This window comes from Methylobacterium sp. Gmos1 (genome assembly GCF_053764715.1).
The window spans coordinates 163462-184540 of sequence record NZ_JBSNCC010000004.1; the positions used below are offsets into that span (position 1 = coordinate 163462).

Genomic DNA, 21079 nt, shown 5'->3' on the forward strand with positions numbered 1-21079 from the left:
GCCGCCGGCGTTGCGCGTGGTTGCGGCAATGGAGCGCCCGGGCCCCGATGTGATTGTGCTCACCCGGGTCATGCGCTACCGCCGGGGCTCGCGCCAGCCGCCCCTTTCCCGCCCGGTTGACGCCGCATGGAGATGGTCGACGCGCGCCGCGTCGGGAGCCGGACGTGTTCGGGAGGATCAGGATGCCGAGGCGCGCACCCATCTCCACACCCGGCCCGGACGACGCTGTCGCCCGCCTCGCCCCGTCCGTCCGGCTCGCCCGGGCCGGCGCCCCCACCCACGCCAGCCGAGCAGATTCGACGCGCAGATGCTGAAAACCGCCATCGTCGCGGCGCGGGACCGCCAGCGCCTCCAGGAAATCGCCGGCATCCTGATCGGCTTCGGGGTCAACAAGGTCGTCGACCGGCTCGGCCTGCGGGCGATCCCGCGGCTCGCCTGGCGCAGCGCGCCCGCCGTCGACCTCGCCCGCCTGTCGCAGCCCGAGCGCCTGCGCCGGGCGATCGAGGCCCTGGGCCCCACCTTCATCAAGCTCGGCCAGGTGCTGGCGAGCCGCGCCGACCTGCTCGCGCCGCAATGGACCGAAGAGCTCGGCAAGCTGCACGACAAGGTCGCGCCGCTGCCCTGGGAGGTGATCCGGCCCCAGCTCGAGGCCGATCTCGGCGCGCCCCCCGCCGAGATCTTTTCCGAGTTCGACACCAACCCGATCGCCTCGGCCTCGATCGCCCAGGTCTACCGCGCCCGGCTCGAGACCGGCGAGGAGGTGATCGTCAAGGTCCGGCGTCCGGGCTTGCAGAAGATCATCGAGGCCGACCTGCGGCTCCTGTCGCACGCCTCGCGCATCGTCGAGACCGAGTGGCCCGAGATGGCCCGCTACCGGCCGACCGAGCAGATGCGCCACATCGCCAACGGCCTGCGCGAGGAACTCGACCTCGCCAACGAGGGCCGCAACTGCGAGATGCTGGCGGCCCTCTTCCCCGACCGCGACGACGTCGTCTTTCCGAAGGTCTACTGGGAATACACCTCCGAGCGGGTGCTGGTGCAGGAATTCATCCACGGCATCCCGCCGACGGATACCAAGCGCCTCGAGGAGGCCGGGCTCGACCGCAAGGTGCTGGCCCAGCGCGGCGTCGACGCCTTCCTGCAGATGGCGATGATCGAGGGCCTGTTCCACGCCGATCCCCATCCGGGGAACCTGCTGGCGATGCCCGGCAACCGCATCGCCTTCATCGATTTCGGCATCGTCGGGCGGCTGTCGCAGCGCCGCCGCTCGCAGCTCCTGATGCTGATCGGCGCGATGCTGCAGGAGGATGCCGACGGGCTGATGGCGGTGCTGCTCGACTGGACGGGGGCCAGCAACCCCGACCTGACCCGGCTGGAGGCCGCCTCGCAGGCCTTCGTCACACGCCACAACGGGGCGACGCTCAATCTCGGCCTCGTGCTCACCGACTTCATGACCATGGCGCGCGAGAACGACCTCGCGATGCCGACCGACCTCGCGATCCTGTTCAAGGGCCTCGTCACTGCCGACGGCGTGATGCGCCAGCTCGACCCCGCCTTCGACCTGTTCGCGGCGGCCGGACCGACCGTGAGCCGCCACATGCGGTCGCAGTTCTCGGTCAAGGACATGAAGGGCAAGTTCCAGGGCCTCGCGACCGGGCTCTACGGCGCGGCCTCCGAGCTGCCGACGCTGATCCACCTGATGCTGGTGCGGCTCAAGCAGGGCCGGGTCACGGTGGAGATCGAGCTCAAGGGCATGGACAAGCTGACCCGCGGCATCGAGCGCGCCGCGGCGCGGGTCGCGGTCGGCCTCGTGGTGGCGGCCTTCGCCACCCAGCTCGCGCCCCGGCTGATGGAGCACGGCACCCCGGCCTTCGCCACCATCGGCATCCTGGTGCTGACGATCGGGATCGGGTGGATCCTGCTGCTCGCCCGCAACCGCTGACGACGAGCGGGGCCGGCCCCGGAGGGACGGCCCCTGCCCTCTTGCGAGGGCTCGCTCGCGAGCGTGTCGCCGCGCTCAGGCGTTGAGGCGCCGGCTGCGCCGGCGGGCGTGCAGGTCCTGCGCCGCCCGGGTGGCGTGGCGCGGGCTGCGGAAAACCCGTCCTTCCAGGGTGTGGAAGTCCGGATGGGCGGAGAAGAAGCGGAAACCGTCGGTCTCGGGGACGACGATCCCGGCGGAGGTCTCGCCGATCTCGACGATGCGGGCGGGCTGCATGGGCGTGCATCTCCGGTCACGGCCGCCGCTCAGGGCGCGCCGCGAAAAATCCTGTCTCGAAAGCTTTGCAAGAGTCGGGCCGGCCTCGACCGGCCCGGGACGGACGGCGCGGGCCTAGCCGCGGCGTCCGCCGCGGCGACACGGCGCCGAACGAGCCGGAACGGGGCTGCCGGCGAAGGGCTTGCGGCTGAGCAGCATCGGGTGGATCTCCGGGTTGGCCCGCCGGCGCCGCGTCTGCGCGCCGGGGTGCTTTAGCGTTTGGTCTCGCGGCGCAATCGCCTCAAATCACCGCGGCAGGGGCGCGTGGACGGCCCCGAAGGCCCAATCAAGATCGGCCGGACGGGCGTCGATGTCAACGAGAATGTTCTTTTTATGGAACAACTCGAAAGACAAGGAGCTTTTGCCGACGCGCCTTCTCACGGAAAGATCGTTGCGTCGCGGCTCGTTTTGACGCCATCGCCTCGCGCACGACCGACATTCGTTCTTTAAAACAAACATCCCGCCGCGGGCACACCCTGGCGCGCCGTCGCGGGGTGGCGCACGATGCGGATCCAGGGCCCTTCCGGAGAACACCGATGTCGAACGACCCGCACGACCACGCCCATCCCCACACGCACGATCACGATCACGATCATGACGCGCCGCGCTGGAAGCACGACGGCGTCCGGGTGATCACCGGCGACAAGCTCGACCCGAATACGGCGCAGACCCCCGGGATGTTCCGCCAGGCGGCGATCAACCATGCCCGGGTCGGGGCGCAGAAGATCTGGGCCGGCACGGTGGCGATCGAGCCCGACGCCAAGACCGGCGTGCACCATCACGGGGCGCTGGAGAGCGTGATCTACGTCGTGCGCGGCCGCGCCCGGATGCGCTGGGGCGAGCGGCTCGAATTCGTCGCCGAGGCAGGCCCGGGCGACTTCATCTACGTGCCGCCCTACGTGCCGCACCAGGAGATCAACGCCTCGCCGGACGAGGCGCTGGAATGCGTGCTGGTGCGCTCCGACAACGAGGCGGTGGTGGTCAACATCACCGACATCGAGCCCGTCGAGCGGCCGGAAGCGGTGTACTGGGTCGACCCGATCCACAAGCACCCGTGACCCTGCCTGGCGCCCCCGGCGCCTCCGCGGGGGCGGGACAACGCGGGAGAGTAATCGCGGTTCCACGGGGTCGGTTTCGAGCAGCCCATAGTCTCCCGCGCGCGGACGTCGCAGGTTTCCCCCTGTCCTGCCGCCGCTCCATTGCGGGGCGAGCGGATCGGCAGGACGGCGGCGGGATGCGGCCCGCGGCAGGACAGTGGCCCTGGCGCATCAGGTCTCGTGACGACTTGGACGCGGGGGATTTTACGGTGACGCTTAACCTGTTGTTAAGCACGCCGGGCGACCCTCGGGGCAATTCCAGATCATCCCGAGGATCCCATGCCCGCGCAGCAGGCCCGCCTGCCCTCTTCCGACGACTGCCCGGTCCCGCTCGACGTGCTCGGCACGCTCTACCGCGCCGATGCCGAAGCGGTGGAGACGCTCCTCGCCGACATCCCGTCGGCGACGCGCGCTCGCCTCGCGACGTACCTGTACGGCAAGAGCCACCTCCACGCCCTCGGCCTGCGCGTCGCCTCGGCCTGCACCGAGACCGACCTCGTGCGGGTGGCCGGGACGGCGGGGGCGGTGCTGTTCGCCCAGTCCCGCTCCGCGCCGCGCGCCCCCGAGACTCGGCATCCCGGCCAGCGCCGCATCAGCCTCGCGGGCAGCCGCTCCGTCGCCTGAGCGCCGGATCCCGGTCTCCCGCAAATTGCGGTTTCTCGCCGATCCCCGCTTGTGGTCCGGCGAGAACCCATGCTAATGCCCCGCCTGCGCTGGTGACGGCGCCCGCGGAGAGGTGGCAGAGCGGTTGAATGCACCGCACTCGAAATGCGGCATGGGCGCAAGTCCATCGGGGGTTCGAATCCCTCCCTCTCCGCCAGGCTTGCTAAAAGCTCAATCATTCCGGTAAGTTGCTGTCCCGCAACGGTTTCGTACGGCCCGCTTGGTACAAACGGGTGGTACAAATGCCCCTGCCGATGGCCCGTCCCTGGAAGCACCACAACGGCGTCTACTACGCTCGCAAGGGCGTGCCAGCTCACCTGCGCCCGCTGGTCGGCAAGTGGACCGTGATGGTCAGCCTCGGGACGAAGGACCCCGACGAAGCCCGCCGGCTGCACCCCGAGGCGATCCGCGAAATCGAGGAATGGCTGGCTGCGCTTGAGGCCGGCCCAAAGGTGCTGAGCGAGCGAGAGGCCCACGAACTCGCCTCCCCTGTCCGCGACGACTGGGTGGCCCTCCACCGCGACAATCCGAGCCGCAACCCATGGCGGACCGATCTCTTCGAGCGCCTGTGGCGGAATAGGAGGGCCGGCCTGTGGGGTCGGCCGGACCTGATTCATCAGGTGCTCCACGGCGAGTACGCCGACCGCGGCGAGGACGGGATGGAGGTGCTCTGCTTCGAGCAGGCCGATCAACTCATCGAAGCGAAAGGCTTGGTCGTCGACAAGGACGGTCGCCGCACCCTCGCCAAGGCGGTCGGGGCGTCACTCCAGCGCGCCAGCCTGACCCTGGAGCGATTCGCGCTTGGCGATGTGGGTGACGAAGTACCGCCTGTGCGACCCCGCTTTGCAGCCTCTGTGCCCGCCGCCAAGGCCTCGCCGTCGGAGGTCGAGTTCGATGAGCTCGTGAAAGGCTGGGCCGCCGAGCGCAAACCGGCCGAGAAGACGCTTTACGATTGGAAGCGCGTGATGGTGCAGCTCGCCGAGTTTCTTGGGCATCGCGACGCAGCCAGGGTCACGAGCGAGGATCTGATCGCCTGGAAGAACAGCCTCGTCGCGTCCGGGCTTGCCGCAAAAACCATCCGTGAAAGCCGGCTCGCACCCGTTCGGGCGATCCTGAGGTGGGGCGTCGATAACCGCCGGCTCGCCGAGAATCCCGCCGAGCGGATCACGATCAGCGTCAAACAGAAGCCGGGACAGGGCAAGCGCGGCTTCAAGGACGCCGAGGCCACCCAGATCTTGCAGGCGGCTGCTGCCGAGAGCGATCCGGTTAAGCGGTGGGTGCCACTTGTCTGCGCGTACTCGGGTGCGCGGCTGTCGGAGGTGTGCCAACTGCGCGTTCAAGATATCAGCGAGGTCGACGGGATCCCCGTAATGCACTTCGATGCCGAGGCCGGGTCGCTGAAGAATGTCGGCTCGGAGCGGACGGTGCCCCTGCACTCCGCGCTCATCGCGGCCGGCTTCCTTGATTTTGTAGGCCGCCAGAAGGCCGGGCCGTTGTTCCCCGATTTGCCGCCGGACAAGTTCGGCAAGCGCGGCGGCAACGGAACCAAGATTCTCGGTCGGTGGGTGCGCGGGCTCGGCCTAACCGATCCACGCCTTGCCCCGAATCATTCGTGGCGGCACCGCTTCAAAACACTGGCGCGAAATCATGGCCTTGCTAGCGATGTGACTGATGCGATCACCGGACATGCGCATCGATCGGTTGGGGACGGATATGGTGAGTATGACGTTCAGGCGATGAAGAGAGAAATCGAAAAAATTCCCAGGCCATAGCTGCGAGTCGGCGGCCTAGAAATATACACAAAATATGTTAAATACGCACAGATCGCAAAAGACAATCCATAATAGAAATATCGCCTACAGTACCTTGAGCCCGCCTTCGTCAAGGCTCAGCGAGCAGCCGAACGAGCAGCACGCGAACACGTGCCTCCTTCCGGACCCATGAGCCGCCGGCACTGGAGGAGCGCAAGGGGCGGGAAGCAGTCTTTGCGTCGATGCCTGCGACTGGATCTCAGTACAAGACTCGACGTCGCCGTTATCCCACGGGGTGCATCGGTGCTGGCGGCAGTGTCGCAGTCCAAACGAACTACGCCAGAGCGTCCACCCCGGACGGATCACGCCGCCGGGCTTACGAGCTTCAAGCGCCGCAGTTCATCCACGATCACCGGCCCTAGGCGTAGCGTACCGATGTCCTGGATTCCCGCCAGCCACCTGCGCGCCGCATCAGGTGTGAGGTTGCTGTCGGGGAACTCCGGCTGGAGGGCCGCCGCGGCGATCCGGGACAGGCCGAGCTCCATGAACGACCAGCCGGACTTGGTCGAGATACCCAACTCCAACGCCAACGGGAAATCGTAGACGTCGCCAATCAATCGTTCCTGCCCAGTCTCCCGAAGGACGATGATGAGTATGTCAATGTACGCCTTGCCGAGCTGGACGAAGCGGAAGCGTACCTGGTCCTCGATGAGGTCGAACTCCCGGCGGACGACGTCGTCTACAACAATCTCGTCGGGGTCCCGGACCCTGCTAGCGGGGTTCTTCTCGCGAGTGATCTTGTTGCGCTCGATCCTCTTCTCGTCGGATCTCCTTTGCCGCTTGACCGCCTTGGCGAGCATGACGGGATAGGTCAACCCGCACATCCAATCGACAGCGATGCCGGACACTAGGCCCGCGAAGTTGACGCTCCCCCCGTTCACCTCCCTATGGATCCTAGAGAAGATCGAGCTGTACGACTTATAGGCTCCCTTCCCGAGCGGACTGACGGGTATTAGCCGGCTCGTCTTCCCCTCCTCGACCTTCTTGAGCATGTTGTCGTACAGCCGACGCAGGCCGAAGGGATCGACGGTCCAGTTGGTCGCCAGCAGCGTCGCCGGAAGACCGATCTGCTCGTTGGCGGTGATGCTCGCCTCCGTCAGGCGGGTACGCAGCCCCTCGTCGAGGCTCCCGAGGGTACGTTCGACGTACCCGCGGACCGCATTCCCAGCGGCCTTGGAGATCAGCAGCCCGGCGGCTGCCCTCACGCGCGGGGCGTCGTCGTCATTCGGCAACTCGGCAGGCATAACGCCACCTAACGCCCCAAGTAGGCGGTCCGGCACCTCCGAGGCCGTCCGAAAGAACGCGGACTGGACTTCGTAGCCGACGAACGCGTCGAGGGGCTTATCCGGCCAGTCCTCGTAGTCGACGAGGAACACGTTTCCCACGATGTCGGCGGACATGCGCCCGGCGCGCCCGGCGAAGTTCCACAGCGCCGCGGCAGCGAGCGGCTTCCTCGCGCCCCTGGTGGGCGTGTCGATGAACACATTCCGTGCTGGGAGGTTGATGCCCTCGAACAGCGTCGTCGTGCAGACGAGGAAATTCACGTGGCCGTCGCGGAAGGCGCCCTCAAGAGTCTCGCGAAGGAGCGTCGGCATCTTGCCGTAGTGGAATGCCACACCCTTACGGATCATCCCGGCGAGCGTGTAGTCGGGATGGATGTGCTTCCTCACGAAATCGGAGATCGTGGCCAGCGCGGGGTCGCTTCCGTCCTCAAGGTCGTGGGATAGTTGCCGCGCGACTTTCTCCGCTTCCGTTGGGCCAGTCGCGTAGACGAGGGATCCCCCTGTCGAGCCCAACTCGAGTGCCGCGGCTGCCAGTCGGCTGTCCGGCACGTCGAAACCCCGTCCGCTCCGGTAGGTGCCGAGCCGTCGCGGACCGTCCGGCGTCAGCAGGTCCAGTTCGAGCGCGTTGCCGACTTCCGCCTTCCTCAACTGGATCCTGTTCTGGAGAACGGAGGGAAGCTCGGAACGCGTCACGGTGAGATCGGGCGCGCCGATCGAGGCGCCGACCGCCTCGAAGCCCCGAGCACCCGGCGCGAGGAGCACGAGGCGGGTTGTCCCGCTTCGGCTAACCGCCTGCTCGACGCTGTCCTGGAGGATCATCCCCCGGGAGCCGTCCGAGAGGTTCTGAGCCTCGTCGACGACGACGAGGTCGAACGTCACGGCCGAGGCGGCGAGCAGCACCTGGAGGCGTTCCTGTGTCAGCACGAAGACTTGGCGGTCCGGGCCGGAGGGGTCCTGCGTCGGCACGGTGGTGATCCTGACGTCGGTCGCCGCGCCGAGGCGCCTCTGGATCTTCGCGCTCACCTCCGACAGGAGCGCGCGCGTGGGAGCGACGTAGACGGCGCGGAAGGAGGCCGCCCGTTCGACCTGCCGGCACAGGTGCTCGATGACGAGGAACGACTTGCCCGCCGACGTCGGCGCCGAGATGGCGATCGCCCGCGCTTCGGGCAGCTCGTCCCAGGCGTCTTTCTGAAAGTCAGTCAGGGGGATCCACTGGTCGCCGACCTTGACGGTATTCAGCTCGCGCGAAAGCGTCCAGCGGAGTGCGTCGAGGAACGAGGCCCCAGCCTCGGCACCCTCGCGCCTGACGCGGTCGAGCGCGGGGAAGTTGCCAAGGTCCGTCAGAATGCGGCGGCCGCGCTGGTACGCTCCCTCGTCGCCCCCGGCGACGATGAGCGAATTTAAGGCGATGGATTGCGCCATGCGCCTGTAGGCGAAAACGTCCGTCTGCACGAAGACGCCCGCGCAGTAGAGGAGCTTGTGCAGGTCCTCGTCGGATGGCGGCTCCGTCACGGTCTCGATCTCGGCGGCAATGGAACGGGCGGCGCCCGAGCTCTCCAGGCGCCACAAGATGTCCGAGAATGCCGCATGGCCCGCCATGCGGTCCGAGAGATCCAGCGCAAAGCTCATGCCGGGTCGCCTCCCGCGCCCTCGTCGTCGTCGATCTCAAGGTCGTCGCCATCCAGCGGGAACTCCCGTTCGGCCACGCCCATCGCCGCGTAGAACGCCTTCCGCAGCTCGCGCACATCGGGCACTGCAACGAGGAGGACGATCGCCTTCGCGGGGTCTGCACCATGCTTCAGCAACTGCTTCCTCGCGGTAAGCCGAAGCTTGCCGTGGTCAGCGGCGTACCGTTCCGCAAAGTCGCGCTCGTGGATGTCGGGGGGCTGGTCATCGCGTATGCGCAGGCGCTTGCCGAAGTGCCCCGGTTCCGAATGGCAGATGATCCCCACGAACCGTTCCCTGCGCCGGAGTTCGGGGTGACCGATTACGTCGAAATGGTCGAGTGCGCGCTGTCTTGCCTCGCCCTCAAGCGCGTCTAGGTTCCCGAGGTCTGCGACGATCTCGTACTCACGGAGATACTGGCGGCGGTCGCTTAGGAACTCGGCGGCCGACGCGGCGTAGGACGCTACGCCCCGCCGGCCCTCGCTCGCTAGCTTCGACTCCAGGAAGTAGACCGTCAGCGCGCCGTTCTCGAAAACCGCGTGGATGCCGTCGAGCCCGTGCACGGGCATGTTGGCCGCCGTCTTCAAGGACATCTTACTCGCCACCTGCGCGGCCCCGAGGTGCTCCTGCACCAGGCAGTAGGCCAGCACCTCGCCCAGTTCGCTCGCGCGCTCGGGATGGCGCGCGTTAAAGTCGATAAAAAGATCCCTGACAGCCCGGTAGCATCGCGCGACCGCCGTCATATCCGCTGCGATTTCACGGCGGAACCTCTCCTGCCTACGCCGGGGGAGTGCGTAGTACATACACTCCGACCAGAGTAGGTAGGCGAGGTCCTCCACCCTCGGCCTATCCTCGCCGAACCGGACGTGTAGTAAGCCCATCCGGGGGCCTTCCCAGGCCTCGTCATGGACCGCCCGAACGCAGCAGTTCACCACGCCATCGATTTTCGAAGGATTCAGCAGGGTCGCGAGCGCGCGAGCGAGGGCTTCCACCTCCTCATCGGGGCCGTCGCTATCCGATCCGCCGTTCGCCATCTTAGTTCGAAGCACGGGCACCGGCGCTCGGATTTCCCGGGCGGCGGCGTGGCGAATATGATTTCGAATCGGTTGGCTGCATTGATTCGGCTCGTACGGAAGCGATCAACTAGAGCCGATGGTCGTCCTAATCGCAACCTGTGTGAGAGCGGCTTGTTGCTGCATACAAGAATTCATAGGGCGTTCGCGGGAGGCAGCGATCCCAACATACTTCCCGGGGCACAGGATGGGCGACAAGTGAATGATCGACGGCGGTGTAGTTGCCAATGTCCCCGACTTGATCTTCATCTCGAAGGCAACGACCGTGCGCTAGCTGGACGCAACTGCTTAATCCTGCGACTAGGTGTCCGCTACTTCTCAGCAAAATTTGATCAGATGCAGCAAGATTCTTGCGGCTACCAAGGGCTGTATGAACGACCGGCGGGTTTCGGGATTGGGTCGAACTTAGCTGAACGGAGAGGACGGGCGCAACTCCGCCATAGTAACAGCGGAACAAGCGTCCGCTTTCGGGATTCGCACGGTCACGCGTGAATGATCTCGTTGGGTTGAAAGCGATGTAGCGCGGAACAGCATGAGGCAATCTGAAGGCGGTATCGAAATCGGTTGCTATTTTTAATCTAAGGTATTTATTTTGATGTACCATGCGCGCAGTGCTAGAGACTCATAAATTTCGATCAAAACATTGACTTATCTCTTCTTTCGTGTAGTATTGTTATTGTCAAAACCGGCCGGTGCACCGCATTCGCGCCGATTGATGTGAGCCAATGAGCCCTGTGATGATCAAAACACCACCCTCCCCTACCCAGCGTCGATGGCGGCCGCAGCCCCGACAACGCGCACTCCGCTTCAACCTTTTCGCCAAGGCCCCCGCTCCGGGGGCCTTCTTCGTTTCAGGAGCACTCTGATGAGTGGAAAAGCTGCTCTCCAACTCGTCGCCGAAGTGCCGCTGCGGCCCATGACACCGGCACTCGTGCTGTTCGGCCGCGATGATGCCGGCCGGCCCCGCGCGGCATGGTTCGATGTCAGCGAAGCCAAGCTCGCGGCGCAAGCGGCCGAGGTGATGAACCTTCGCGTGGTGCAGCTCGCCGATGAGGAGCAGCGCGCCTTCGCCGATCAGTTCACCCATGGCCGGCTGTTCGGCAGCGGCCGCGCCTTCATCCCCTATATCCGGCGGGAGCTATTCCCCCGCCTCCTCGAACTCGCCGGCGTTCAGGTGGATCCAGATGGCACGGGCTTGGCGCCTGCCGCCGAGAATGGCCCGCCCGCGGCACCGCAAGAGCCCGTGCGGGGAACGCTGCCTCGCGCGACGACGGCAGCCCCTCCGCCGCCCGCTCCGCCCGGACCCTTCGTCGGGCACAAGCTGCCGCGCGACCGCGACGAGATCGGACTGGGCAGCATCGTGCTCGCCCACGAGGGGCCCGACGAGGGCTGGTGGGAGGCGGAGGTGATCGGGATCAACGGCACCGTCCACTCGCTGCGCTGGCGCGACTACCCGACCCAGCCCACCATCCTGCGCCGCGCCGACGAACTCGCGCTGCTGCCACCCGGCAAAGCCTAGCCGTTTCGTGCCTCCCACCCGAGCCACACAGACTGGCTCGGGTGCCCAGCTGCAGGCCGCTCGGCGCCGCCGCTTACCCTCCTTCCGATATTCGAGGCTATCATGCTGACCACCGTCCTCGACGTGGATCGCACCCGCGCGCTCAACGACATCCTCCGCCGCTCTCTCTCGGGTGGCCTGCTCATGCTCACCGCTGGCGTCATCGCCCTCGGCCGCGAGCGCCAGCAAATCATTCTCGACGCCATCGCCGCCTACGACGACTTTACGCCCGACAACGATCCCCGCGGCGAACACGACTTCGGTGCGCTCGAGGTCGCAGGCGAGCGGGTGTTCTTCAAGATCGACTACTACGACCGCGCGCTGAAGGGGCACTCCCCGGATCCAGCCGACAGTAGCATCACGACGCGGATGCTGACCGTCATGCTCGCCGGGGAGTACTGACGTGGCCGGACGCAGACTGGCGGCCTCGGTCATTCCCACCCCCGGGCCGTGGCTGGCGCGCGGCGAGGCCGAACCGGGAGCATCGCCCGCGCAAAACATGCTCGGGGTCGAGCCCGCGGCCGAGGACCGGCCAAGTGGCTGGCCCTACTTCATCCGGCGGGATGCACCCGTCGAGCCCGGCGGCTGCCCGCTGCATATCGCCACCGGTATCCAGCGCCTCGCCGACGCTCGGCTAGTCGCCGCTGCGCCGGATCTCGCGGAACGGCTGCTCGCGCTGCTCACTGCGCCGGCCCTCGGATCGCGCGACCTCGACGCCCGGACCCGCGCGGCGATCGACGCAGCTTGGGCGCTTCTCGTTCGGGTCTCTCCGCAACTGGAGATCGGTGCATGAGGCGCCCGACGCGACAAGCGCACCCGGCGTTCCCGACTCGGTTTCGATGTTCAGCCGGACTTTGTGCGCCGCCCGGCCTGCAATGGCATCGGCGGCACGGCCCCGGCTTCGGGTTCGATGAACGGCGCCGCGACTGGCACAGCGAGGGCGACCGCCATCGCCTCCAACGTCGAGATCGTCACGTTCTCCGAGCCGCGCTCGACCTGCCCGACATAGGCGCGGTCGATGCCAGCCGCGAGCGCCGGCCGCTCCGGCGACAAGCCTTGGGCGACGCGCAGGCATCACAAATTCCAGTCGATGAGTGCTCACGCCTCCACCGCGCGAGAGAGCCAGAACCGCAGCCTGACGAACGGCTGATCAACAGTCCGACACTACTCGCACCCAAGGGCTTGGCTGCAGGCCGTCGACCCACTTCAAGGAACCTCCGTCATGCTGCTGTCCGCCTCCGGGGCCTACTTCCTTGTTGCTTTGATCGCTGCCGTGGTGAGCTACATCGTGGCTCACCGAAAGGGCCTCAACGCCGTCGGCTGGGCGTGGGCCTCGCTGCTGTTGATCGTCCCCGCGGCGATCCTGCCGTTTGTGCGCTCGCGGCAGAAGCCGGAGCAGTCGAGTGGCGTCCCACACGAGACCTGGCGGGCCCTCCTTGCCTACGATCCCGACTTCAAAGCGACCGTGGTGCAGCTCGCTCCCTACGGGGCGCCTGCCCTCGACGAACTGCGGCGGGCGTGGGCGGCGGTACCCGACAAAGGGGCGTTGCCGGCGATGGTCTCGGCCATCGAAGCACGATGGTCGGGCTACACGGCCGCGGGGCTGACGCACATCGAGACCAGGAACGGGGTCGCGGTGCTGCAGGACGCGGCTGGCCGGTACCATGTCGGTGAGCGTCAGACCGCTGACCTTGGCACGGCGCGCCTCATCGCTTCTGCGAACGTGCGACGTGCGCGCACGTCCTCGGTGATCGGCATCATCATCGGAGCAACAGCTCTGGTCGCCGCATTGACCAGTGGTGGTACGGTGAGCGCCCAAGCCGAGGCGGCCGGGATGGCGCTACCAAATTGCAGGCCCTCCACTCGCTACGTCAGCTGACTATATGTATTCGAAGTAAAAACGGGGCACGCACGATGCGTGCCCCGTCTTACTATCTGCAATCATTGCATCCAAATAGAATCGGCCTCTAACGGCGATACCGGTGATTCACTCAGGAAAGTTTGGTACGTCGATCAGAAGGCTCTCGATGCAGGTGACGAGATCGTCCTCATCCATCGTCTCCGGGGTCATGCCGATCCCAGCCAACGCCATCGCCAAAGCTTCCGGTTCCAAAAACGTGCGGGCCTCTCGAATGGCGACGGCGAGCAGTTTGCTTGTTACCATCAACGGGTCTGCGCGTCGCAACCAGCTGCCGGCAACCCACTCCTGCAGCTCAGAGCGTGCTGCGATGACGGCGTGGGTGGGAGGGGCGATCGGATCCTGGCGTCGAGGCGCCTTGCTGCGACGGACCTCGCGAGCGTGGGGTTCGCCTTTGGTGTCCTTGCTGGTAGTTGGACGCGCGGTTCGCGGGTTTTTTTGTACAGGTTTTTGGGTTGAGCGGGCCATGCTTGACTCCTGTCTGGATGTTGATCGGTTCATAGCGCCTGCTTGGTAAATAGCTCCAGTCTATAAATACAAGCTGATGAGGCCGCCGCGTCGATCTATTTTCCGTCCGTAGCATCAGTATATGTCAATCGTTTTAGACAGGAATAGATCATGTGAAACAACTGACAAAGCCGCCTCATCATAGGCAATTTACAGGCTATGCAAACGTCTGCTGATATTAATACAGCCAATTTCATTGAGGCCCTGCCGGCCCCTGTAGTTGTGGGCCGGCAGCTAGCCTCACTTCGAGGTCGGCACCGTGAACACGATGCACTTCACCTTGGCATTGGACCAGCGTGGCGTCGTCACCGCCCACTCGTAGCCCCGGCCCACGGGGTACTTCCCCGCGTCCGTCTTCACCAGCGCGCCTTGCTCGTCGAGCCACGCAAGAACAGCGTGGAGATGGGCCCGTTTGGTGCCAAACCAGCGGACAAACTCGGTGGAGCGGATCGCCACCACCTCATGCGGACCGTCGGCCATCCGGAAGCCGGCATCCGTCTTGGACTGGGCGTCCTGCTTCTGCGGGAGGGGGGTATCGCTCAGGCGTTGGTGCAGGATCGCCTTGGCCTCCTCCAGGATCGTGTCCCGCAACCGGCTGACCTTGAGGCCGTCGCGGAAGCAGCCTTTGACCGCCTTTCGAGCAGCGCGCTTACGCCAAGGCGACGGCAGCAAACCCATGTCGATGGCTATGCAGATGCCCGCGTAGATTGCTCCGAAGTTGCGGGCAGCATGGTTCACGGCCCCGTCAACGTCCTTCAGGAACAAGCTGGCCACAAACTCATCGACGTAATATTGGGCGCGAGCCTTGAGTTTGTCACCAAGGTCGATCAGTCCGCGCAAGTAGGCGTCGAACACAACGCCATGGTTCGCCTCACATGCCTCTCGCATCTTGGCCATTTGCCGGTGCGCCCAACGGGTGAAACCTTCATCCGTCAGGCCCGGCGGCCGCTGGTCGAAGATCGTCGCGTTGCCGCTATGCACGGCCGGCACGTCAAGACAGCGCGGCTCCTCACCGCCCTGACGCGTTGACCCGACCCGCATGGCTAGCGCCTCGACCGCATGCTCGGAGGACAGCACGTAGACCAGCGACCAACCCGAAGCGGCTACGTCGCTCGCGTAAATCGACACATCCGCCCGTGTCTTGTCCTTGCCCTCGCTGAAGCCGTAAATCATCGGGCTGATTTTGTTGTAAGCGTCTCGTCCGAGCAGGCCGGCCTCGTTGATGAACAATACGATGTCGTTGCAGGTGATGGCGATCTGATCGAGCCCGACGATGGTCGCCTTGAAGCTCGGTAACGCCCGCTCCGTGCCCAAGCCGATGATCGAGCCACCGACGATCTGCGCGGTAGACTTGCCGACCTTCGTCTTGCCGTACAAGTTGATGCCGAACGACTGCATTCCGAGCACGCGCAGGAGCGGGCCGGCGAAGGCTGCCCCGAGCATCAGCGTGGCTCGCGTCGACCACCGCGCCCGGCGAGCGACACCATTCTGCCACCCCTCGACCGTGCCGGCGCTCGTGAACACGATCTGACGCTTCTTACCGGGCTGAGGCCGCGGCGGCAGGACCTCCACGATGCCCGGGATAGCTCCGACAACATGGGTCGGGCGAACGAACAGGTTCTGCTCACCCCGGTACCATCCGGGCTGAGCAGCATGGCGCAGGTAGCGCGGCGGTCGCGTCTCGATGGCGGCGTCGACCACATCCAGCGACGCCTTGTTCGTCAGCCCCGCGTTGTGCTTTCGCAACTCGGCCATGACCTTTGCAGACTTCTCCGACTCTTCGGACGGCACATCCGCGGTCACGGGCTCGCCGAGATCGGATTGAGCCTCGAAGCGATCATAGGCGGTGTTGGTCGCCTCATCGACGACCCGAGCCGTTTTGATGACACTCGGTTGCCGCGGGACCCTGCGCCAGTTGGGGTTGATCGTCTTGCGCTTGGGAACACGCCGAGGCTTGTAAACGACGAGGGCTTTGCTTGGCATGTTGATCTCCTAGTCAGCGTGCCGCCCGTGCCACCCATGCCGGGTGGCGTTGCACGTAGGTTCTTGGGGGGGCACGCCCGGCACGGGTGGCACGCTGTCTGAGTGAGCTATGGCCGGGCGTTTCACGGTGAAATCGGCGTGCTGCAGTTCACACCGTTTCCCAGCTCCCACTCATTCTGATCGGCACGCTCCTCGAAGAGGCAGGTGTCAAAGCAAGCTGATGAGTGGGGCTGGATACTTTCAACTCACTAACTACAACATTAGTTCCCTGGCAATTTGCTCATAGAGCATGATGCAGTAGCAACGGAAATTGTTTTCGCTGCTGTGCTAAGTGCGATTTCAAACTTCGATGTCGTGCACTTCGTGGTGAGAGCGGCGCGTACTTCGAGGTTGGAGACGCACTTCCTACCGGAGGGGGTGCACGGGCCCGGGGCCAAAGCCAAAAAACCATAGGTCTGGCCCTCCTCTAGGTCGTCGGGACGAGTCTCAGGCGCCCCGTGTTGGTCGGTTTGAAGTCCAGGCCGAGCAGGATGATCCGCCCCGTCAGTCCCGCTCGATCGAGCGCCCGGACCGCCTGGATCCGCTGCTCGACGGTGAGGGAACGATCACGGGTGTCTCGAACCAGCCCCCGCTTCGCATCCGCCCGCAGGATGGTCTGCCGCCGCTGAAACTCCGGCTTGTGCGCGTAGGCGACCGCCGTGAGGTTCCCGTCCCAGGGTTTGGTACGCACCGGTCGCCGGATCGCCTCGGAGGCCGGGATCAGCCGCTTCAGCACCGCCTGCGCCGCGGGGGCTTCCTCCGCCCGGATCAAGCCGTAGAGGTGCACCGAGGCATGGTCGGCAAACCGCTCGTGTTCGGGCAGCGCGTGGCGGTGGTCCTCGTTGAAGCTCACGTCGAGGCCCAACACCCCGACGGTCACGCCCGCCGCCCGTAACAGCGTCTCCGCCTGCGCACGGGCCCCGACGAAGTCAGCTTCCCCATCCCGGCGGCTGACCGGCAGGATAATCGACACCGTCACCCAGGCTCCCTTTGGCCCGCCGGCGGTGAGGTGACCCACGGTCCGCACCAGCAGACGCTGCAAGGCATGGGCGCAGTCCGGGCAGGCCGGGTGGAGGCAGCGCCGCTGCAGCCGGCCGCGCCGGCACCCCGCGATGATCTGGCCCAGGGCCGCCAGGTCGGGGTGCACCCGTCCGTGCTTGCGCAGCCAGCGGCGGCGACGCTTTTTCTGGATCCGGATCTCGGCTCGACGCGGGCTGCGTTTGCCGCGCTGCCCCCGTCCCACGGTCCAGGTCACCGCCTCGGTGTTGAAGCCCGCCCCCGCCGCCATCGCGACCGCGACCGCGCGCTCGGTGGTGGGGAGGGCCACTGGCCCTCCCCCCTTGGTGTTACGGTCAGCCATGGGCGACCTCCGCCGCCTGAGCGGCGTCGGACTCGGCCATCCGGAGCTCGTCGGCGAGGAGCAGCAGCGACCTCCCCAGGCGCTCCACCAGCACGCTCCGCGCGCCCGGCTCGGTCAGGGCGGCCAGCAGGGTCGGGTACACCACCTCGGATAACTCGACCGCCTCCTCGGCCGGGCCATCGGCCCCGAGCAGACGCAGCTCGAGCCGGGGCGCCTCGCTGTCCGAGGAGCTCAAGCTCTCGGGCGCAGGAGCCTCAGCCCGCACCCGCGGTGCCGCACCCGCGGCAAGCTTCGCCGCCCGCCGCTGTGCGGCCACCTCCCGCTTGCACTCCGCCACCGTGGTGTTCTCGACCCAGCCGAGAAACGCCTCGACCGCGATCTGCTGGACCTGCGCGCACTGCAGGACCGCCGACCAGTCCGAGCACAGCTTCTCCTCGTGGGTGTCGCCCGGGCGAGCCCCGAGCTTGATCGCGATGAGCGCCGGGTTTTTCTCCGTGGCTCGCGTCGTCTTGATGCCGCCTAGCCGAGCGACACGGGCAAGCTGAGCGGGCTTGTCGTGGGTCAGGAGGAGCAGCCCGTAGCTCGGCAGCAGCAACTCGTTGACCCGGCGCTTCCAGCTGTCGCCGAAGAAGCCGTCATCGCCCCCGACCGCCTGGCAGGCCGCGTAGGCCTTGTTGATCGCCGCGATCGTGCTGTGCTCGTCCGCGGGAACGGTGAGGGGGCGGTCGACCAGGTTTTCGTTCAGAACGAGAAGGTCATGCGCTCGGTTGCTGTCGACATCGCAGGGCAGGTTCGGGATCGTGTCCAACATTTCAGGGCCTCCAGCCCTCGAATTGAGGGCCTGGCCGTCGTACCGCACCTCTCCCAGCGAGGTGGTTCGCCTAGAGCGCAAACCACCTGCTAAGTGGCTGTTTCTGCTGATTCAATCGCGTCGAGGAGCTCGTCCGAGAGGGGCAAAATCGGTACTTCGATGAGGGGTACCGGCTGGGCGAGATCAAGCGCCAGGAGTTCGTAGCCGCGCTCCTCCAGCCGCGCCTTGACGAATTCGTACTGACCGAAAACTCGACGCAGGCTGTCCACGTCGTTGGCCTCCGCCAACAACTTACGGGCAAAAGAGGCCTTTTCCACTTCTCCCGGTCGGAAGACCCCACCGTAGAAGTGTCGAAGCCAGATAAAGCCAGCGATGAAATCGCCCTTGTCCTTGTACTTGTAGGCGGTCGATCGACCACGCAATCCTTTGTAGATCTTTCTGATGGTCTCATGGGCGTCCGTTCCCGCCTTCTGGTCGAACATACGTTCCGCCGTGCTCCACCCGCCCTCCAACTTCGACCCGTCCAAAATTTCCCAGCGAAACGAGACATCGTACAAGGGTGCGTATCTCCGCTGCTGGCGACGGCGGTTTCTCAGTTTGATATCCAAGACGCGGGGCCGGTGGCCGGTCGCAATTTTCTTGAGGCCAGCCGGAGTCCTCAACACGCGACCGAGCACCTCCCTCGCATCCGGATCGTCCAAGAGATCTAATTGAGAATTTCCGCCAATACGTTGCGTCTTATACATATACCATAGCAACTTCATTGCACTACAAACACAGGCAGAAGCCAGCAAATCGTTGGATATCGCAAGCCACCGATCTGGAAATTCTTTTTTCTGACGCTGTCGGTCGTTTAGTTTTCGCCCAAACAAGATCGCAATTTGCAGTTCATATAAGCGGATAGCGAGCAAGTATGGTGAATTGCTGATATCGAGTATGTAGTTGCCTGCAGCTGAGATGTCATAGAGGCGGTACAGTCCATTTTGCGATTTTGCCATGCTATCCTCGAGCCTTGCAGTGCGCGTAAACGGCTGCTGGGCCTAAATCTTGGATCCAATCATGTCCTGCAACCCGCTGCACGCGCTTACCCTGAAAGTGCTCGCGATCCAGGGCAGCAGCAAGCTGTCCTGGTAGGTCGAGCTTAACCACAGGAGGTGATAGGCTACCGCCGCACTGAGGCCCAGGGAGCCGGGGAGCAGGGATGCCGATCCGGCCGGAGCACCGCTTCTTCTACCCCATTGACTGGCCCCAGCTCTCCGACGCGATCCGCTTCCGTCGGGCACAGGGGCGGTGCGAAGCGTGCGCCCGTCCACACCTGCAGCGGGTTTTCCACCTCGGCGACGGTCGGTGGTGGGATGCCGAGGTCTCGGGCTGGCGCAATGGCTAGGGCCGTCGGCTCCGGCACCGACTGCGCAACGAAGACCTACTCGCCCGGGTCCGGGTCACGCGGGTGGTGCTGGCGGCCGCGCACCGCGATCACGACACGGCCAATAACGAGAGCGCCAACCTCGCAGCCTTCTGCCAGCGCTGTCACATGCTGCACGACCGTGACGAGCATCAGCGCCGCCGCTTGCGGACCCTGTTCCGGCGCAAGGCGTTGGGTGACCTGTTTCAGGGGCCCTATCCCGCTGTTCCGACAGCGCCGGCTATCCTGAAACCAAGATCGCGCTGACGTTGGCGGCGTGAGCTATGCGCAAATGCCAATAGCATCTACGCCGCATCGCTAATTTCCCAACACGGTAAAGTGCTTGCGTATGCAAACACTGCCGGCTTGCCTTGGAAGCTGCCACAAGCTGGCGCGCGATGCTTCGCGCTAAGATGCACGTCTACGGGCGGGCATATGGTTTGGTGTGTCGAAATAGAGTCGATTGAGCACACCAGCTCAGTGAGCACAGCGACACAGAGCACATTCCCCCTCCCGTCTCACCCAGGAAGCACAGGCATGACTTCACTTTCCTCCCTCCCTACCCTCTCCAGGAGTGACCAGATCAATCGATTGACCCATGGCTATGGGCAGCTCGCCGTGGACCTCGTCGCCGAGGGCTGGGCCCCCTACCTCCTCGTCCTGAAGTTTCGCCACTTAGGCGGGCGCCGCGACACCGTCCTTGCCCAGATGCATCACGAAGCGGAGCGGGCGCACGGGTGGCTGTGCGAGCGGGTGTGGCGCAACGCGAATGCGCCGAGCCGCCGGCCTTGGCGGCCGTACTGGATCCTCGCTCCCGACTACCCCGTCGCGAAGCGCGCGAAGGTCAGCGTCCGCTCCCTGGTCCCCAATGACGGGCTGCATTTGCAGGGCATAGCGGTCATGCCCCCGTGCGGCCGCCTCCACGAACCGCTCAACGAGCACCTGGGCGACCGCGGCGCGCGCTACTGCCCCCGAGGTGGCCCCCTCACGTCGATCACTGCCACGCCCATCGAGACGGGTGATGTCCCGTACGTGAACACCTACAACTTTAAGGCTTTCCCCCGGGGCCGGGCGGGCTTCGACGACATCCTCGTGCTACCCCCCTCCTCGGCTGAGCTCGACAGCGCGCCGCAACCGGCAACGGACCCCTGGCGGCACCCCGTCTTTGTGCGGGAATAAGGGGATCCCCATTCAGCTTGATATTAAGGGGGGGGCTGCAGAGGCTGGAATGAAGCTGGTCAGCGTTCGGACAGCGGACGTCTGCAGCGCGCCATTAGCGGACCTTCAGCTACAATTACTTGAATATCCGCTATCCGACCGCAAGCTGCCTCTGCACGGAGTGGTCGGGACGGGAGGCTACAAGATCCTCATGCCGGGAACGACGCGCTGGACGCCCGGTCCAAAGCCGATTAGGCCGAGGACGTCCGCGTCCAGGCTTAGCTCGCCAAGGTCGAGATCCAGCTCGACCGCTTCTGCGCCGAGGAGTTCTCGGACCGCATCATAAAGGAAATAGCCGAGCTTCTCGTAGAGCGGGGTTCCCCCTGACGCCGTCAGAGAGTCTGCCGGGCCACGGGCCCTGATATCCGCGGCGCCGCGCTGCAACGATGAACCCACCACACCGGTCATGCTCAAGGCGTAGATGGACGTCCGGG

19 protein-coding genes, 1 tRNA gene and 1 pseudogene are annotated in these 21079 nt (G+C 65.4%); 11 read left to right on the plus strand and 10 right to left on the minus strand.

Going from position 1 to position 21079, the window contains the following annotated elements; all coding sequences use genetic code 11:
• Nucleotides 1-307: 307 nt before the first annotated feature.
• Nucleotides 308-1942, plus strand: a complete 1635-nt coding sequence (locus ACS5PV_RS09910) for an ABC1 kinase family protein (RefSeq protein ID WP_455395174.1) — start codon at nucleotides 308-310, stop codon at nucleotides 1940-1942.
• A gap of 75 nt (nucleotides 1943-2017) precedes the next feature.
• On the opposite strand, the gene ACS5PV_RS09915 is transcribed toward ACS5PV_RS09910, so the two are convergent.
• On the minus strand, nucleotides 2018-2215 hold the full coding sequence (locus ACS5PV_RS09915; RefSeq protein WP_455395175.1) for a hypothetical protein: 198 nt from the start codon (nucleotides 2213-2215) through the stop codon (nucleotides 2018-2020).
• A gap of 575 nt (nucleotides 2216-2790) precedes the next feature.
• Here ACS5PV_RS09915 and ACS5PV_RS09920 point away from each other — a divergent pair.
• The 4 genes from ACS5PV_RS09920 to ACS5PV_RS09935 all read left to right on the plus strand — a co-directional run bounded on the left by ACS5PV_RS09920 (nucleotide 2791) and on the right by ACS5PV_RS09935 (nucleotide 5786).
• Entirely contained in the window at nucleotides 2791-3312 is a 522-nt protein-coding gene (locus tag ACS5PV_RS09920) for a cupin domain-containing protein (RefSeq protein ID WP_455395176.1), read from the plus strand.
• Nucleotides 3313-3630: 318 nt separating this feature from the next.
• Nucleotides 3631-3975: a hypothetical protein gene (locus tag ACS5PV_RS09925; protein WP_455395177.1), complete on the plus strand. Its 345-nt coding sequence runs from the start codon at nucleotides 3631-3633 to the stop codon at nucleotides 3973-3975.
• Nucleotides 3976-4081: 106 nt separating this feature from the next.
• A tRNA-Ser gene (locus tag ACS5PV_RS09930) sits at nucleotides 4082-4171 on the plus strand.
• An 85-nt stretch (nucleotides 4172-4256) separates the two neighbouring features.
• Nucleotides 4257-5786: a DUF6538 domain-containing protein gene (locus ACS5PV_RS09935; RefSeq protein WP_455395178.1), complete on the plus strand. Its 1530-nt coding sequence runs from the start codon at nucleotides 4257-4259 to the stop codon at nucleotides 5784-5786.
• Between the two features lie 341 nt (nucleotides 5787-6127).
• Here ACS5PV_RS09935 and ACS5PV_RS09940 read toward each other — a convergent pair whose 3' ends face one another.
• Both ACS5PV_RS09940 and ACS5PV_RS09945 read right to left on the minus strand, forming a co-directional pair.
• Nucleotides 6128-8737 (minus strand): DEAD/DEAH box helicase, encoded by a 2610-nt coding sequence (locus ACS5PV_RS09940; protein WP_455395179.1) that lies wholly within the window; start codon nucleotides 8735-8737, stop codon nucleotides 6128-6130.
• On the minus strand, nucleotides 8734-9807 hold the full coding sequence (locus tag ACS5PV_RS09945) for a HamA C-terminal domain-containing protein (protein ID WP_455395180.1): 1074 nt from the start codon (nucleotides 9805-9807) through the stop codon (nucleotides 8734-8736). Before ACS5PV_RS09945 ends, ACS5PV_RS09940 begins: the two co-directional genes overlap by 4 nt.
• Before the next feature lie 904 nt (nucleotides 9808-10711).
• On the opposite strand from ACS5PV_RS09945, the gene ACS5PV_RS09950 reads away from it, so the two are divergent.
• The 3 genes from ACS5PV_RS09950 (at nucleotide 10712) to ACS5PV_RS09960 (ending at nucleotide 12197) form a co-directional block, all read left to right on the plus strand.
• Entirely contained in the window at nucleotides 10712-11365 is a 654-nt protein-coding gene (locus tag ACS5PV_RS09950; RefSeq protein WP_455395181.1) for a hypothetical protein, read from the plus strand.
• Nucleotides 11366-11470: 105 nt separating this feature from the next.
• On the plus strand, nucleotides 11471-11806 hold the full coding sequence (locus ACS5PV_RS09955) for a DUF3768 domain-containing protein (RefSeq protein ID WP_455395534.1): 336 nt from the start codon (nucleotides 11471-11473) through the stop codon (nucleotides 11804-11806).
• 1 nt (nucleotide 11807) lies between these two features.
• Nucleotides 11808-12197 (plus strand): hypothetical protein, encoded by a 390-nt coding sequence (locus ACS5PV_RS09960; RefSeq protein ID WP_455395182.1) that lies wholly within the window; start codon nucleotides 11808-11810, stop codon nucleotides 12195-12197.
• A gap of 50 nt (nucleotides 12198-12247) precedes the next feature.
• On the opposite strand, the gene ACS5PV_RS09965 is transcribed toward ACS5PV_RS09960, so the two are convergent.
• Nucleotides 12248-12475, minus strand: coding sequence for a helix-turn-helix domain-containing protein (locus ACS5PV_RS09965; protein WP_455395535.1), 228 nt, complete (start codon nucleotides 12473-12475; stop codon nucleotides 12248-12250).
• A 151-nt stretch (nucleotides 12476-12626) separates the two neighbouring features.
• Here ACS5PV_RS09965 and ACS5PV_RS09970 point away from each other — a divergent pair, with 151 nt between their 5' ends.
• Nucleotides 12627-13283 carry a hypothetical protein gene (locus ACS5PV_RS09970; RefSeq protein WP_455395183.1) on the plus strand — a complete coding sequence of 219 codons (657 nt, stop codon included), beginning with the start codon at nucleotides 12627-12629 and terminating at the stop codon, nucleotides 13281-13283.
• Nucleotides 13284-13391: 108 nt separating this feature from the next.
• Here ACS5PV_RS09970 and ACS5PV_RS09975 read toward each other — a convergent pair whose 3' ends face one another.
• From ACS5PV_RS09975 to ACS5PV_RS09995, 5 genes are all read right to left on the minus strand, one after another.
• Complete coding sequence (locus ACS5PV_RS09975) at nucleotides 13392-13790, minus strand: hypothetical protein (protein WP_455395184.1); 399 nt, start codon at nucleotides 13788-13790, stop codon at nucleotides 13392-13394.
• A 279-nt stretch (nucleotides 13791-14069) separates the two neighbouring features.
• Complete coding sequence (locus ACS5PV_RS09980) at nucleotides 14070-15812, minus strand: DUF927 domain-containing protein (protein ID WP_455395185.1); 1743 nt, start codon at nucleotides 15810-15812, stop codon at nucleotides 14070-14072.
• 466 nt (nucleotides 15813-16278) lie between these two features.
• Complete coding sequence (locus ACS5PV_RS09985; RefSeq protein ID WP_455395186.1) at nucleotides 16279-17178, minus strand: hypothetical protein; 900 nt, start codon at nucleotides 17176-17178, stop codon at nucleotides 16279-16281.
• Between the two features lie 25 nt (nucleotides 17179-17203).
• A complete protein-coding gene (locus ACS5PV_RS09990; RefSeq protein ID WP_455395187.1) occupies nucleotides 17204-18022 on the minus strand; it encodes a hypothetical protein in 819 nt (272 codons plus the stop codon).
• Nucleotides 18023-18111: 89 nt separating this feature from the next.
• Complete coding sequence (locus tag ACS5PV_RS09995; protein WP_455395188.1) at nucleotides 18112-19020, minus strand: hypothetical protein; 909 nt, start codon at nucleotides 19018-19020, stop codon at nucleotides 18112-18114.
• Nucleotides 19021-19223: 203 nt separating this feature from the next.
• On the opposite strand from ACS5PV_RS09995, the pseudogene ACS5PV_RS10000 reads away from it, so the two are divergent.
• A pseudogene (locus ACS5PV_RS10000) lies at nucleotides 19224-19694 on the plus strand (hypothetical protein).
• 270 nt (nucleotides 19695-19964) lie between these two features.
• A complete protein-coding gene (locus ACS5PV_RS10005; protein ID WP_455395189.1) occupies nucleotides 19965-20606 on the plus strand; it encodes a hypothetical protein in 642 nt (213 codons plus the stop codon).
• 177 nt (nucleotides 20607-20783) lie between these two features.
• Here the strand turns inward: ACS5PV_RS10005 and ACS5PV_RS10010 are convergent, their stop codons facing one another.
• On the minus strand, nucleotides 20784-21059 hold the full coding sequence (locus ACS5PV_RS10010; protein ID WP_455395190.1) for a hypothetical protein: 276 nt from the start codon (nucleotides 21057-21059) through the stop codon (nucleotides 20784-20786).
• Between the last annotated feature and the right edge of the window lie 20 nt (nucleotides 21060-21079).